The 15,027-nt window shown below is 57.3% G+C and carries 10 protein-coding genes; 9 read left to right on the top strand and 1 reads right to left on the bottom strand.

The window, feature by feature from the left end:
- Positions 1-9: 9 nt before the first annotated feature.
- The 7 genes from coaBC (at position 10) to argA (ending at position 9,166) form a co-directional block, all read left to right on the top strand.
- Positions 10-1,221, top strand: a complete 1,212-nt coding sequence (gene coaBC, locus Q9245_RS07320) for a bifunctional phosphopantothenoylcysteine decarboxylase/phosphopantothenate--cysteine ligase CoaBC (RefSeq protein ID WP_305896512.1) — start codon at positions 10-12, stop codon at positions 1,219-1,221.
- Positions 1,221-1,682, top strand: a complete 462-nt coding sequence (gene dut / locus Q9245_RS07315; RefSeq protein ID WP_305896511.1) for a dUTP diphosphatase — start codon at positions 1,221-1,223, stop codon at positions 1,680-1,682. Before coaBC ends, dut begins: the two co-directional genes overlap by 1 nt.
- Before the next feature lie 97 nt (positions 1,683-1,779).
- Positions 1,780-4,413 (top strand): phosphomannomutase/phosphoglucomutase, encoded by a 2,634-nt coding sequence (locus tag Q9245_RS07310; protein ID WP_305896510.1) that lies wholly within the window; start codon positions 1,780-1,782, stop codon positions 4,411-4,413.
- Positions 4,414-4,452: 39 nt separating this feature from the next.
- On the top strand, positions 4,453-5,349 hold the full coding sequence (argB, locus tag Q9245_RS07305) for an acetylglutamate kinase (RefSeq protein ID WP_199005820.1): 897 nt from the start codon (positions 4,453-4,455) through the stop codon (positions 5,347-5,349).
- A gap of 23 nt (positions 5,350-5,372) precedes the next feature.
- Entirely contained in the window at positions 5,373-6,617 is a 1,245-nt protein-coding gene (locus Q9245_RS07300; protein ID WP_305896509.1) for an acetylornithine deacetylase, read from the top strand.
- A 20-nt stretch (positions 6,618-6,637) separates the two neighbouring features.
- A complete protein-coding gene (gene argE / locus Q9245_RS07295) occupies positions 6,638-7,807 on the top strand; it encodes an acetylornithine deacetylase (RefSeq protein WP_305896508.1) in 1,170 nt (389 codons plus the stop codon).
- A gap of 51 nt (positions 7,808-7,858) precedes the next feature.
- On the top strand, positions 7,859-9,166 hold the full coding sequence (gene argA / locus Q9245_RS07290) for an amino-acid N-acetyltransferase (RefSeq protein ID WP_305896507.1): 1,308 nt from the start codon (positions 7,859-7,861) through the stop codon (positions 9,164-9,166).
- Here argA and Q9245_RS07285 read toward each other — a convergent pair.
- Complete coding sequence (locus tag Q9245_RS07285; protein WP_305896506.1) at positions 9,140-10,210, bottom strand: aminopeptidase; 1,071 nt, start codon at positions 10,208-10,210, stop codon at positions 9,140-9,142. The two genes, argA and Q9245_RS07285, sit on opposite strands and share 27 nt — an antisense overlap.
- 189 nt (positions 10,211-10,399) lie before the next feature.
- Here Q9245_RS07285 and Q9245_RS07280 point away from each other — a divergent pair, with 189 nt between their 5' ends.
- The gene (locus Q9245_RS07280; protein ID WP_305896505.1) at positions 10,400-14,128 is read left to right on the top strand and encodes a DUF1631 family protein; all 3,729 of its coding nucleotides are present in this window, start codon (positions 10,400-10,402) and stop codon (positions 14,126-14,128) included.
- 21 nt (positions 14,129-14,149) lie between these two features.
- On the top strand, positions 14,150-15,016 hold the full coding sequence (locus Q9245_RS07275; RefSeq protein ID WP_305896504.1) for a phosphoribulokinase: 867 nt from the start codon (positions 14,150-14,152) through the stop codon (positions 15,014-15,016).
- Positions 15,017-15,027 lie beyond the last annotated feature (11 nt).

The following is a 15,027-nucleotide window of genomic DNA, read 5'->3' as shown; positions in this document are numbered from 1 at the left end:
GGAGCCCTCATGGCCGTCAGACGAATACTGCTGGGAATCACCGGTGGCATCGCCGCCTACAAAAGTGCCGAACTGGTTCGGCAGCTGAAAAAAGCCGGGCTGGACGTTCGTGTGATCATGACTCAGGGGGCTGAAGCCTTCGTCACCCCGCTGACGTTTCAGGCCTTGAGCGGCGAGCCCGTGCGTACATCATTATTGGACCCGGAAGCCGAAGCCGGTATGGGCCATATTGAACTGGCAAAATGGGCCGATCAGGTGGTGATTGCGCCAGCCTCTGCTGACTTTCTGGCTCGATTGGCTCATGGCATGGCTGACGATCTGCTCACAACCGTGTGCTGCGCCACCGAAGCGCCCATCGCGGTAGCACCGGCCATGAATCAGGCCATGTGGAAAAATCACCGTACCCAGCGCAACCTCCGGTTATTGTCAGAAGACCCGCAAATGACGATTTGGGGCCCGGATCAGGGCGAACAAGCGTGTGGAGACACCGGTCCCGGAAGAATGCTGGAGCCTTCTGCGCTCGCCACGTTGATTCTGACCGAGCAGGTGCCACAGCCAACCGGACCGCTCGCCGGTAAGCGATTCGTAATTACCGCCGGCCCCACGCGGGAGCCGATCGATCCGGTGCGTTACATCTCCAATCACAGCTCCGGCAAAATGGGCTACGCCATTGCACGGGCGGCGGTGGCCGCGGGTGCAGAGGTGACCTTGGTCAGTGGTCCGGTGAATTTGTCAGCCCCCGAGGGTGTAAAGATGCGTTCTGTGGTCACCGCTGAAGATATGTTGCAGGCATCGCAACAAGCCGTCAGCGAGGGCTGCGATGTCTTTATTGCCACCGCCGCAGTGGCCGATTACCGGCCCGAGTCCTGCGCCGGAGACAAGATCAAGAAAACCAACGATGAGATGAGCCTGTCGCTGGTGCGCAACCCGGATACTTTGGCCACCATCGCCGCCAGGCCTGATGCACCATTTACCGTGGGCTTTGCCGCTGAAACCACCGACGTCGCGCGCTACGCGATGGATAAAATGCAGCGCAAAAAACTGCAGATGATTGTGGCCAATGACGTATCCGCCCCCGGGCTAGGCTTCAACAGTGATCAGAATGCAGTCACCGTTTTTTGGCCAGACGGAGAGGAGTCCATCGGCCCCGAGAGCAAACAAACCATTGCCACCCGGTTGGTGGCGCTCATTGAAGAACACAGCAAGAAGGCCGACAAGTAATGACGCGAAAAAAACTGCAGGTAAGAATTCTGGATGATCGTATTGGTTCAGAAATTCCGTTCCCTGAGTATGCAACCGAAGGATCTGCCGGTCTGGATCTGCGCGCCTGCCTGAAAGAGCCTCTTACCGTCGCTCCCGGTGACACTCATTTGATTCCAACTGGGTTGTCGGTACATATAGCCGACCCTGCGCTGGCTGCCATGATCCTGCCTCGTAGCGGTTTGGGCCATAAGCACGGCATTGTGTTGGGCAATCTGGTGGGGTTGATCGACTCGGATTACCAAGGCGAACTGATGGTGTCGTGCTGGAACCGCGGTCAGACCGAATTCACCATCGAAATTGGTGAGCGCCTGGCGCAGATGGTGTTGGTGCCGGTGGTACAGGCAGATTTTGAAGTGGTGTCCGAGTTTGATGCCAGTGATCGCGGCGAAGGCGGTTTTGGCTCGACAGGAACTCGCTGATTCGGTGGCCGCCTGATGGCGGCGCGTCGAAAGTCTGACGACTATACTGCGAAGGCAAGTGTTTGTCCGGAACAAGAAAATAACGATGGGATGCACTATGAAATTCGGTAAGAAAAAGACCAACAACGATGCCGCCGAAGAACAGCCGGTAACGGCCGTACCGGAAGGCAAAGCAAAACGCGGCCGAGCCGGCAACGGACTGAAAAAACTCAGTTCGGTAGCGGTTACGCAGGCGTTGGTGGTGGTCCTTGCCGGTGTGATTTCGACGGCCTTGCTGCATTTTCTGGTTTCGGTGCCCGTTGCGAAGAAAGATTTTGACCACGCTGTAAGCGTGGAGGTGGCCAGCGCGCAACACCGGCTGAATCATTATCTGAAAGCTCTGCAAGGGCAGACTCAGGCAGTGGCTAATCAGCAGTTCGTGATCGACAGAGTGTCCGGCGAATCGGATCTGAGGGCGCTGTCCAGCCAGCTGGAATCGGCTGTAAACGGAGCCGCTGCGGTGTTCGTGTTTCCGCGGCGGGGTATTCCGAGAACCGGGAACAGCGAGACGCTGCTTGGTTTTGCCGGGCTGGAATTGGCGCGGCGGGCGGAGAATGGCCAACCGATGCTGCCTGATGCCTTCCCGCGGAACAACCAGTGGTACCTGCAATTCGCCGCACCGGTGAGAAGCTCCGTCAGCAATGCGGTGGTCGGAACCGTTCTGGTTGTGTTCAAAGCCGATCATTTGGCGCCCTGGCTGCAAGTCGGCAACCAGACTCTGGGCGGGCGGCTGGCGTTGGTGCAGAGCGCGGCGGGTAGTGCACGCCCGGTCATCAGCATAGGCAATGGCAGCGGCCCCGAGGTATCACGCCCTCTGGTGAATCCGGACTGGAACGTGGTGTATCAGCCCGGCATGACCCCGGCACCTCCTGTCAGCCCGGTTTTATTGGCACTGTTGGTCTTGGTTCCTGTGCTGGTGGCAGCAGCGATCGTGTGGATATTGTTAGGGAAGGCTCAACGAAGCGTACGCGAAGACGTCAGCGCGATGACGCAATGGGCTTATAAAGTGTTCAGTGGTGAACGTCAGAAATTACCCAGCACGCGCTGGGACATGGTCGCGTCAACCGGAGAAGTGTTGTCCCGAGTGTCTCAGGTGGTAGAGAAGCGCGTATCGCAGGCAAAAGGTACGGCTGCCCCGAAAGCAGCTTCCGCGCCGGCCGCGCAGCCGGGCGAAACATCCGAACCCCTGTTTGAAAGCGATAATTCGCTGGGCATGGACATGCTCGACGGCGACGATGATGTGCTGGGGCTTGGCAGTTCCGATGCGCCCCTGTTCGATGAAGACATTCCTGATGTGCTGGAAAATACGGTGCCGGATGTTCAGGTCGAAGCCGAAATCTTCCGGGCGTACGATATCCGGGGCATTGTGGGAGAAACTCTGTCAGCCGGCGTGGTGGAAATCATTGGTCAGGCGATTGGCTCAGAGGCCACGGAGCGGGGTGTCGCCTCTTTGTGTATTGGTTACGACGGCCGCCACTCCAGCCCCGAATTGGCTGACGCCTTGGCAAAAGGCGTGATGTCGGCTGGCTGCAACGTGATACGTGTGGGTGCGGTGCCCACTCCGGTGCTGTACTTTGCCACCCATCACTTGAACACCGGTTCGGGTGTCATGGTAACCGGGAGCCATAACCCGGCCAACTATAACGGTCTGAAGATCATGTTGGGGGGCGAAACGCTTTCCGGTGATGCGATCCAGAAGCTCTATCAGCGCATCCAGACCGGTGATTTCACCTCCGGGCAGGGCGAACAGACCGGAGACGATGTCCGCCGGGCTTACCTGGATCGCATTGTCAGCGATATTGCCGTGGCAGCGCCGCTTAAAGTGGTGGTGGATGCCGGTAATGGTATTGCCGGTGAACTGGCGCCCATTCTTGTTGAAGAGTTGGGGTGCGAAGTGGTGCCGCTGTATTGCGACATTGACGGCGACTTCCCGAACCACCACCCGGACCCCGGCAAACCTGAGAATTTGCAGGATCTGATTGCCAAGGTCCAGGAAGTTGGCGCCGATCTTGGTGTGGCCTTTGATGGCGACGGAGATCGCCTCGGTGTGGTGAGCAACAAAGGTAAAATCATCTGGCCGGACCGGCTGATGATGTTGTTTGCCCGGGATGTGGTGTCCCGTAACCCCGGGGCCGATGTGCTGTACGATGTGAAATGCAGCCGTCGTTTGGCGGGAGTCATTTCCGAGGCCGGCGGCCGCCCTGTTATGTGGAAAAGTGGCCATTCCCTGATGAAGGCCAAAATGAAGGAAACCGGTGCATTGCTGGCCGGTGAACTCAGCGGTCACGTGTTCTTTGGTGAGCGCTGGTACGGTTTTGACGACGGTCTGTATTCGGCGGCGCGGCTACTGGAAATTCTGGGCATTGAAGACCGCCACAGCGACGAAGTATTTGACGATTTTCCGGAAGATCTTAGTACCCCGGAGCTGAATCTCGAGGTGACGGAAAGCGATAAATTCGCGATCATTGAACGCTTTGGCGAGCTGGGCGATTTCGGTGATGGTAACGTCAGCGACATCGACGGCATTCGCGTGGATTACCCTGACGGTTGGGGCCTGTGCCGGGCCTCCAATACCACGCCTGTTCTGGTGCTGCGCTTCGAGGCAGAAACCGAAGAGGCTCTGGAACGGATCAAGACCGTGTTCCGGGAGCAATTGCAGAAGGCTGCGCCGGACCTGGTCGCAAGTTTCTGACTTTAACCATTCTCTGACAGTAAGGATCAACACATCATCATGGCGCTGAATCGTGAAACAGCCATGCAGGTCGCTTCGGTACTGAGCCGTGGCCTGCCTTATATCCAACGGTTTACCGGCAAAACGGTCGTCATCAAGTACGGCGGCAACGCCATGGAAAATGAAGACCTGAAAAGCAGCTTTGCCCGTGACGTGGTGTTGATGAAGCTGGTAGGCATCAACCCGATCGTTGTACACGGCGGCGGGCCGCAGATTGGCGGGCTGCTCGAGCGCTTGAACATCCAATCCCGTTTCGTAAACGGTATGCGGGTGACCGATGCTGAAACCATGGATGTGGTCGAAATGGTACTCGGTGGCCAGGTCAACAAAGAAATCGTGTCGCTGATCAATGCCCAGGGCGGCACGGCCATCGGCTTGACCGGTAAAGATGCCAACCTGATTCGCGCCCGAAAGCTGGAAGTGGTTGATCGTTCGCCGGAGCTCGAACGCCCCGAAATCATCGACATCGGTCACGTAGGTGAAGTTGCCAGCGTGAACGTTAACGTGATCGACATGCTTACTCGCAGCGACGTTATTCCGGTGATCGCACCCATCGGCGTGGGGCCAGACGGCGCTTCGTACAACATCAACGCCGATCTGGTGGCTGGCAAAGTGGCAGAGGCCATGAAGGCCGAAAAGCTGATGCTGCTCACCAACGTGGCGGGCCTGAAGAGCAAAGACGACAAAGTCCTCACGGGCCTTACCGCACAGCAGGTCAGTGAATTGATTGAAGACGGCACCATCCACGGCGGTATGCTGCCGAAAATCCGCTGCGCATTGAGTGCGGTGGAAAACGGTGTGCGGACATCGCACATCATCGATGGCCGAGTCGCGAACGCCTGCTTGCTGGAAATCTTCACCGACGAAGGTGTCGGTACTTTGATTTCCCGTAACTAAACTGCCTGACCCGGAGCCATTGGATGAAGCGTCTGCTGTCTTTGCTTGTTGTATTCAGTTTGCTCGCTTTTGCCGGCTACAAAGCCGGTGTCTGGTGGCTGGCGGATCAGCGGTTAGCGGAAGCGCGTACCGAACTGTCCAGCATCGGTGTTCTTGAACGGGGGCAGATCGGTTCGGCGCTGGACGGTCGCCTGTTGCTGAGAGAGGCCAGCTGGCTCGATTTCAGACTGACCCAGCCCCTGAGTCTGGGGCTGGTTGAGTTTGATGCGCAATCTCCGGTTGCACTGGTGACCGGGCTGGCTAATCCCCAGGCCGTTACAGGTGACTGGACCTTGGTTGTCGAACAGGCGCACATGGCTCTTGAGCCTACGATGTTCCGCAACTGGGTGACCGAAGATGTTGAGGCGTCGTCAACCAAGTCTCCGTTGATTGCTTTAGCCTGTGCGCCCGATCCCAGGCAGCATCTGGGCAGCGGCGACCTGAAACGCATGGGCATTGATTCGATCGGAGGCGATTTCCGGTTGACGCAAAACCGGGACGGCCTGCAGGCGGAATTGCACACCCTGGAAATGGGCAGCCTGGAGCTGAATTGGCCTGGCGCGCGTTTGAACGTCTTCCGAGATGGTCTCGACATTTCCGGCCGCGATCAGCCGGCCGACGTCACCCTGCGGGACGGAGGGTTGATGCGACGTATTTCGGCGTACTGCTCCCGGGAAACGGGGCTTACCGTCAATGAGTGGAGCGTGACCGCGGCCAAAGCTTTGGCGCGAGCATTGGAGGGCCGGGGTTATCAAGCGAGTGCACAGTTGATTGCCCTGTACCGCCAATGGTTGACCGAAGGCGGCGAGCTCCAGTTCCGGGTTAACCCCGGCAGTGAGGCGTTCGGTGTTCCGGTTCGCGCCGGCGAGAACCCGCAAGCCGCTTGGCCGGTTACGTACAACGGCGCTCAGGTTCCGGATGTTTATTTGACCCGAATCCAGCCAGCCGTGCCGGAAGTGGCTCCCGAAGCCTATGAGCCCGTTACTCACCCGGAAACATCGAGCCGGCCTCAGTGGTTTGCAGAGCCTGTGGAAAATGCCAGTTTGTGGCAAGGGCAAACCGTGCGGGTCACGCTTTCGAACGGGAAAACGGTCGAGGGCCGCTTGGTGAGTGTCGGAGAGCGGGAATTGGAAGTGGCCCGCATGATTGCGGGTGGTGAAGTGGCTTACCCTATGTTGATTCGCGCGGTTGCGCGCTTCGAAGTCTGGCGGAGGGGCCGGGCAAACTGATCTAAAGCCGGGAGGCAGGCATGGTGCAAAGTACGGATACGAAAAACCGGGTGCCGGGCGTTCACGACATGTTGGCACGGCTGATATCCTTGCCTTCCATCAGCAGTGCCTCGCCGGACTGGGATCACAGCAACGAAGCCGTCGTGCGGACACTGGCCGAGTGGTTGGAAACGCTGGGCTTTGCGATCGAAATTCTGGAAGTACCGGGGATGCCCGGCAAGTACAACCTGATTGCCACCTTGGGCAGCGGCCCGGGCGGTTTGGTGTTGTCTGGCCATACCGACACTGTACCGTTCGACGATCAGCGCTGGCAGACCGACCCTTTTACGCTGACCGAAAAAGACGGCCGCTGGTACGGTTTGGGCACCTGCGACATGAAAGGCTTCTTCGCACTGGCGATCGAAGCCGCCAAAAGCTTTATTGACCAGCCGTTGCAACAACCGTTGATCATCCTGGCAACCGCAGACGAAGAAAGCTCGATGAACGGTGCCCGGGCGTTGGCCGAAGCGGGTAAGCCGAAGGCGCGCTATGCGGTAATTGGCGAACCGACCGGTCTTCGGCCCGTTCGGATGCACAAAGGCATCATAATGGAGCGGCTGCAATTTCAGGGGCAGTCGGGCCATTCTTCCAATCCTGATCTTGGCCGCAATGCTTTAGAAGGCATGCACGAGGCCATGACCGAATTGCTGGCTTTACGAGCCGAATGGCAGCAGCAATACCGAAACCCGAATTTTGCGGTGCAGGTACCGACTCTGAATCTGGGTTGTATCCACGGTGGCGATAACCCGAATCGAATCTGTGCCCAGTGCGAGTTGCATTTTGACTTGCGCCCGTTACCGGGCATGGATATGGAAACGCTGCGTCAGGCTATCCTGAGCCGTATACAGCCGCTGGCCGAGCGCCGCCAGCTAAGCCTGACGTTTGAGCCGTTGTTCGATGGTGTACCGCCGTTTGAAACCCCGGCCGATGCCGGCTTGGTGAAAGCCTGTGAAGCTCTGACCGGCCATAAGGCCCATGCGGTTGCCTTCGCCACAGAGGCGCCCTGGTTGCAAAAACTGGGGTTGGAAACTTTGGTGATGGGCCCGGGTTCGATCGATCAGGCTCATCAGCCGGATGAATTTCTGGAGTTGTCGCAGTTGCAGCCGACCATCGACGTGCTGCGCGGGCTGATAAAACGGTACTGTGTGTAAAAGATTCGTGGCCGGTAAGCTGGTCGCAAAGCATTCAAAAGGGAGACCGGATTGAAATCAAACGACTGGCTGCATGGGTTTCGCCACTCATCTCCGTACATAAACGCCCATCGGGGCCGTACCGTGGTGTTGACCATGCCCGGGGATGCCATTGAGCACCGGAACTTCATCAACATCATCCACGACATTGCCTTGCTCAGTAGCTTGGGCGTGCGCCTTGTCGTGGCGTTTGGTGGCCGTCCGCAAATTCAGTCGCGTTTGGAAGATGCCGGTCTGGAAACCACCTTCGAGCGGGGCTTGCGGGTTACGCCGGATGATCACTTGCCGCTGGTTATGGAAGCGATTGGCGGCTTGCGCGCCTACCTGGAAAGCCAGTTGTCGATGGGGCTGGTGAACTCGCCCATGCACAACGCCAGAATCCGGGTCAGCAGCGGCAACTACGTTACCGCCAAGCCGGTGGGTGTGCTGGATGGCATCGATTTCGGGTATACCGGCCGGGTGCGCAGGATCGACACCCCGGGCATCGAGCGACTGCTCGAACAAGGCCATATCGTACTGTTGCCGCCGATGGGTTATTCGCCTACCGGAGATGCTTTTAACCTCTCCTACGAAGACGTAGGTAGCCAAGTGGCTGCAGCCTTGAAGGCCGAGAAGCTGATTGTTTTTATTGACGACGAAGGCTTGCTGGATGAAGACGGCTCGCTGATCCGGGAATTGGGTGCCCATCAGGCAACAGAGCGGCTGAACGCCAACAACGTCACCGGTCACGACGCGGTGCTTCTGAAGGCGGCCTGCGATGCCTGTGTGAAAGGTGTGCGTCGTGCTCACATCATCAGCTACGCAGAAGATGGCGCGTTGCTGGAAGAGCTGTTTACACGGGACGGTTCCGGTACTTTGGTCAGTGGTGACCATTACGAACAGATTCGGCCGGCGCGGGTAGAAGACATCGGCGGTATTCTGGAATTGATCCAGCCGTTGGAAGAGCAGGGCATATTGGTGCGGCGCTCTCGTGAAATGCTGGAAACCGAGGTGGACCGCTTCGTGGTTGCCGAGCGAGACGGCACCGTGGTGGGTTGTGCGGCTCTGTATCACTACCCGGAGGAAGCCGCTGGCGAGCTATCCTGCTTCGCGGTGGATCCATCCTACCGGCGCGCAGGGCGCGGTGACGACATCCTCATGATGATCGAAAAACAGGCACGGGGGCAGGGTATTGAAAAACTGTTCGTGCTGACCACCCAAACCGAACATTGGTTCCGGGAGCGAGGATTTGAGCCCACAGCCGTGGAAAACTTGCCCGGCCCCAAATTGGCCACTTACAACCCGCTCCGAAAATCAAAGGTGTTCGTGAAACCGCTTTGACAGCGCGTTCAGGGTATCCCCGCGCTCGGCTTCCGGTTGTTCTGACAGCCGGGAAACCGCCTCGTAAAACCGATTGAATTCGTATCCGGAGTCCTTCAGTAACTGCCGGAAGGCCGGGACATATTGATTGTATTGCTGAAACAGCGCCAGTTTGGCGTTGTTGAGCTGCACCGGTGCCGACCCGAAAGGCCCGGGCTCCGGGTAGTTCGACGACAGGGCTGCGTACTGGTCGGCCAGATCATCCAGCGTTTGTTGTTTACGAAGCCTGAGTTGATCAAGCTCCAGCGCGTTCCGTTGTTGGTAAAGGCGGCGCAGCACCTTGCTGGTCTCACCCACCAGTTCAAGTGTCTGATTGCGGTGTTCGAGCCGCAGCAAGGCACGCTCGAAAGCCTCCGGTTGGCCTTCGCGCTCCAGCCACAAGCGCAATCCTTCCAGCTCTACTGCGGTGGCAAAGCTCTCGTTGAACGCTGTATCGCCCTTCAGATAGACGACCCGGTGCGCCAGCTCATGAAACATCAAGGCCACCATCCGGTCTTCTGAAAGGTTGGTGAACCCGGTGTGCAATGGGTCATCGAACCAGCCAAGAGTGGAGTAAGCCGTGACCGCACCGATAAACGTATCGTATCCGTTGTCGTCGAATTGCTTCTGGGCCTGCTTTGCCTTCGCCAGGTCAAAATAGCCCCGGTACGCCTGGCAGTCGACAAACGGATAACACCACTGTTTCGGCGTTAGTGAAAACTCGGGCGCGGCAATCAGATTGACCACCACCCAAGGGTGCTCGAGCGGAACAAAGCTTGAAAATGCACCGCCAACCGGCAGTTTGAGCGTTTGCTCTGCAAAGAGGCGCGCAGCCTGGGCCACCGATAACGCCTGGGACAGTTCGGGCGGGGTGTCGGGCTGCAGCAACACCTCATCTACCGGCTCGCTTCGCATCATTAACGAAACATGACCAGAAATGGCCTGGGTGTAGTAACTCATTGACGAGCAGCCTTGAAGTGCTGCCAACAGTAGCAAAATGAGATAGACCTGACTAAGCTGTTTCATGAATCATCATGTTGTGGTGAAGTGAGCCTGCGCATTCGACGTTTTGCCATAGTGCACACAGAGTTGTAGGGTATTTCTTCAACCACTGTAACCGATTTTTTGTGGGTGGTACGTTCCACCTGAACAGGGACATGTACCGGGTATCTTCCTCCCGGTGACGGAACCGGCTTTATAACTGGTCAATTATTGATGGATCCGAGAGAACGTCGCAGTAGCCCCAGACAGCCAATTAAACTCGCAGCCCAGATCGATGTGGGAAGCGGTGAATCATTACCCTGCCAGATTGCAGACTTTTGCGCCGAAGGTCTGTACATCCGTTATTCCGGGCAAACGTCCAACAAGCTTGAACATGCATTCGGCCAACAAGAACCGAAAGAGGTGGTTGTTCGCTTTCGTGGCTTGGATAGCAGCGCTCACCACGAGCTGCATGTTCGTCCGGCGCGGCGAATCGAGCGCGCCATGGGCGTTTCCTTTGTCCGGTCGAACCCGGAAGCGATCGAGGCGCTAATACGACTGTGTGGTGGTGGCAACAATCAAAGCCGGTCGTCACTGCAAGCGCCCAGCGATAGGGTTCAGTTTGTACTGCACCAATGTGCGCGGGTGATCACCCAGTTCATTGAGCCGTTGATGGACGCCTGTTACGTAAACACGACGGAGGCATTAAACGCTGCGGCTCAGAAGGCACCAAACGATCAGCTGGCCAATGAATACATGGATGCAGCAGGGCAGATTGACGGCCGCCAGCGCATTTTGTGGCATCACATGGCCCGAAGCCTGGAATCTCCGTTAAAGCCCGAGCAAAAAGGGGCGCCGGGCGGGCTTTTGTCGGTTGTCGATAAGGACGAATTCGAGGACTGGCTGGCGGTTAAAGTGATGGTCACTCGCGCCGACACCCTGTACCGGGGTGATCTGCTGGAACTGAAGTTGCGATTGGATCATCTGGGTGTCTCCAATCGAACCGGGCACCATAATCCGCTGGGTCCGGCGCTGGTTTGCGAAGCTTTCCACCATGCCTTGGTGCAGCTGAAGGTAAGCCGCGATGTGGAAAAGGTGTGTTTGAGGGTTTTTGAGCAGGCAGTGATTCGGCAGTTGGCTCCGCTGTATCGCGAGCTGAACAATATTCTGATCAGGCACGGAGTGCTGCCTGATCTCGACTTGACCAAGTACCTCAGCGAACAAGCGGCAGAGCGGGTTACGCCTAAATCGCCGGAGCCCGAAGCCAAGAACGAATCGCCAGAGGCGTCGCCTGAGGAAACTGAGGATAAATCGAGTTCTCGGGCTTCCGGTGAGTTCAGGGGCTATTCCAGACATGCGCAGACCGCGTTCGCAACGGTTCGAAACCTTCTGTCATCCCTGAAGCTGAGCCGCTCCGAAAGAGAAGAACCCGCGTCAGAACGCTTTGAGCCCGATGCGCGCCCGCTGACCAGCAGTGAACTGAACCAAGAGCTGCAGGAGCTGCAGATACAGGCCGCCGATCTTGATGAGCCCGATGTACCGCTCAAAGAACGGGTTGTGGCGAAAGTGAAAGACAGCATTGACAATGCGCGTCTGAACGAAGAAAGCGAAGATGCGTTGGACGTGGTCGATCGGTTCTTCCGAAGTGTCACCGAAAGCCCCAAGCTCAGCCGTTTCGCTCAAGCCAAAATGCGTCAGTTGCAGGTGCCGGTGCTGAAAGTGGTGATGCGCGATCCCAGCTTCTTTGAGGATCAGTCCAGCCCGGTTCGCAGTGTGATGAACCGACTGGCACAGATCGGTGTGAAGGGGGCCCGCCCAAACCCCGTGGTGCAGCGCAAGGTCGATGAGCTGGTGCAGCGGATCGCCACCGACTTCGATCAGGACACTGGCATATTCGACGAAGCCGTCGAGGAACTCGATACCTTGATTGAGCGCCAGAATCTGGCCTACCGCCGCAACGTCGAACGTGTCACGGCGGCGGCTCAGGGTTCCCAGAAGGTTGCTGAATCGAAAGCCGCGGTAGCCGCAGCGCTGGATGCCAAACTGGGCGGCCGAAAAGTGCCCAAGGCCGTGGTAAGCCTGCTGGAAGGAGGTTGGCGCGATCTCTTGTCTCTGACCTGGATCCGACAGGGTGAAGAAGGGCAATTGTGGCAGGATTATCTCGCGGTCATTGATTCGTTAATGGCCTATGCGGAGAGTCCTGGCAACAGCAGTAATTTACCGGAACTCCTGCGCTTGATTCAGGACGGCTTGGCGTCCATCTCCAGTAATCGCACGCCGTCGTCCCAGATACGGGATGAGCTGAAACAGCTGATGGTGCGCCAGCCCGGCGAGCCACTGGAACTGGTTGAGATGCCGAAGTCCCAACCTGAACCCACCGCTGAGTCGGTTGCCGATGAGCGGGAAACGAAAAGCCTGCAGCGCTGGATCAACCGCGCCCAGCAATTACAGGTGGGTAGCTGGTTCAAAGACCAAAGCAAATCCGACGATCCGCATTACATCCGGCTGGTTTGGGTTGCCGACAACTTCTCGCGCTATGTGTTCGTGAATCATCAGGGCATGCGCGTGGTGGAGTTGGAGGTGGCCGCACTGGCGTGCAAGATGCGCGAGGGCGCGCTTATTCTCGACAGCCAGTACGAAAAACCTTTGGTGGATGAAAGTATTGATCGTATGGTGCGGGATGTTTACGACCAGCTGTCCTGGGTCTCGACCCACGACGACCTGACGCACCTGCTGAACCGGCGCGAATTCGAGCGCATGCTGGAGCAGCAACTGACGCATAGTGAAGACACCCGCACGCTTCTGCATCTGGATCTCAAAGGCTTCCGGCTGCTGAGTGATGTGGCGGGCCACAAGGCCGCCGATGAAACTCTGAAGCAGGTGGCTGACATACTTTGCCAGCACGCGGATGAGGGCATGCCAGTGTCGCGGATTGAAGGTTCCGAGTTTGCGATGCTGGTGTCGGACGAGCAGGCTGGCCCGGTTGCCAAATCGCTGGTCAGTGCCATCGAGGCTGGAGAATTCTGTTTTGATGGTAAAGCCTACGAGCTGACCGCCAATGTTGGCATTGTGCCGACAGTGCCTGCGGTAACATCTGCCGAGCGCTGGTTGAGAACTTCTCAACAAACGCTGTCTGCCGCCCGCCGCGGTGGCGCAGGGCACGTGTCTGTCTACAGCGAGGATAGCGAAGATCAGGCGCGGCAGGATCAGATCGCTGCCCGTGTCGCCAACCTGGGCGATCCGTCTGATGATCGGATGTTGCTGCGGTGTCAGAAGATCATCCCGCTGAATGCTGAGGCCAGCATGTCGGCCGCCCAGTACGAAATCCTGATCAGTATGTACGACGACAACGGTGAGCTGGTGACCGGTCGCGATCTCGTTCGTATGGCCGAGCGCTACGACCGGATGCAGGCGGTAGACCGCTGGGTGGTGGGTCACATGTTGGATTGGCTGCGAGATAAAAAGCCGGATGTCCGCGATGTGGGTGGCATCTGTATCAATCTTTCCGGCCATTCGTTGAACGAACAGGCTCTGCTTGAGTTTATTTATGAAAAACTCAGCGAAAAAGACGCCCCCATTGAGCGCTTGTGGTTTGAGCTGACCGAAGCATCCGCCATTAACGACGTGCAGGCCGTCGCCCGGTTTATTGGTGAAATGAAAGAACTCGGGTGCCGGTTCTGTTTGGGCAACTTTGGGTCGGGCCCGAATTCTTACGAATTCATGCGCTCGCTGCCGATCGATCTGATCAAGATTGACAGCGCCTTCACCCATCACCTGGCGACAAACGCCAACGATCAAGCCATGGTCAAATCAATGGTGGATATGGCCCACTTTATGGGTCGGGAAGTGGTCGCAACACAGGTTGAAACTCGTGAGGTTCTGGATAAGCTGGCGCAGTTGGGCGTGGACTATGCTCAGGGCTTCGTGATCGAAAAGCCCAAACTACTCAACAGTTTGATCTGATCCTCAGGAATTTAGCTTTTTATGTCCAAGCGCCACCCGATTATTGCGGTGACCGGCTCCTCCGGAGCTGGCACCAGTACCACCGGTCAGATTTTTGCCCGCCTGTTCGCCCGAGAAGGCATCAATGCCGCGATGGTCAGCGGCGATAGCTTTCACCGTTATACCCGTGAACAGATGGCTCGTTTGGCGGCGAAAGGCCAGTTTGGGGAACGCAACCATTTCGCCCTTGCCGCCAATCACATCGACCGACTCGAAGCGCTGATGTACGACTACAGCCACACGGGCAATGGTCGATGCCGCCAGTACGTTCACGATGAAGATCAGCAGCTGATTGCCGCTGGCCACAAACCGGGTACTTTCACGCCCTGGAGCTCATTGCCGGCGGATACGGATCTGCTGTTTTATGAAGGGCTGCACGGTGGTGTGGTGAGTGAAAACTTCAATCTGGTGCAGTATGTGGATTTGTTGATTGGTGTTGTGCCGATCGTGAACCTGGAGTGGATTCAGAAGATCAACCGCGATACCAACAAACGGGGTTACAGTCAGGAAGCGGTGGTGGAAACCATTATTAATCGTATGGATGACTACGTTAAAGACATCGTGCCGCAGTTCTCCCACACCCATATCAACTTTCAGCGCGTGCCGTTAGTGGATACGTCCAACCCGTTTATTGCCCGGGAAGTGCCGAGCGAAGATGAAAGTATGATTGTGATCCACTTCCGTGAAGTTGCTGATGTGGACTTCAGCTGGTTGCTGCAGGCGATTCCCCAAAGCCGTCTGTCCCGGCACGACACCCTGGTGATTCCCGGAACGAAAATGCCATTGGCGATGGATTTGATTGTTCGCCCCATGGTTCAGAGGCTAATGGCAGGTAAGGCGTTTGCCTGAGAGGCAGCATA

Source organism: Marinobacter sp. MDS2, assembly GCF_030718085.1.
In the GTDB taxonomy this organism is placed as follows: domain Bacteria; phylum Pseudomonadota; class Gammaproteobacteria; order Pseudomonadales; family Oleiphilaceae; genus Marinobacter.
The sequence above is the reverse complement of the archived record's forward strand: the minus strand, read 5'-3'. Positions and strand labels throughout refer to the sequence as shown.

Bases quoted from the DNA above. Each gene is read 5' to 3' on its own strand.
- coaBC (WP_305896512.1), top strand. From the start codon at position 10: ATGGCCGTCAGACGAATACTGCTGGGAATCACCGGTGGCATCGCCGCC.
- dut (WP_305896511.1), top strand. From the start codon at position 1,221: ATGACGCGAAAAAAACTGCAGGTAAGAATTCTGGATGATCGTATTGGT.
- Q9245_RS07310 (WP_305896510.1), top strand. From the start codon at position 1,780: ATGAAATTCGGTAAGAAAAAGACCAACAACGATGCCGCCGAAGAACAG.
- argB (WP_199005820.1), top strand. From the start codon at position 4,453: ATGGCGCTGAATCGTGAAACAGCCATGCAGGTCGCTTCGGTACTGAGC.
- Q9245_RS07300 (WP_305896509.1), top strand. From the start codon at position 5,373: ATGAAGCGTCTGCTGTCTTTGCTTGTTGTATTCAGTTTGCTCGCTTTT.
- argE (WP_305896508.1), top strand. From the start codon at position 6,638: ATGGTGCAAAGTACGGATACGAAAAACCGGGTGCCGGGCGTTCACGAC.
- Q9245_RS07285 (WP_305896506.1), bottom strand. From the start codon at position 10,210: ATGAAACAGCTTAGTCAGGTCTATCTCATTTTGCTACTGTTGGCAGCA.
- Q9245_RS07280 (WP_305896505.1), top strand. From the start codon at position 10,400: ATGGATCCGAGAGAACGTCGCAGTAGCCCCAGACAGCCAATTAAACTC.
- Q9245_RS07275 (WP_305896504.1), top strand. From the start codon at position 14,150: ATGTCCAAGCGCCACCCGATTATTGCGGTGACCGGCTCCTCCGGAGCT.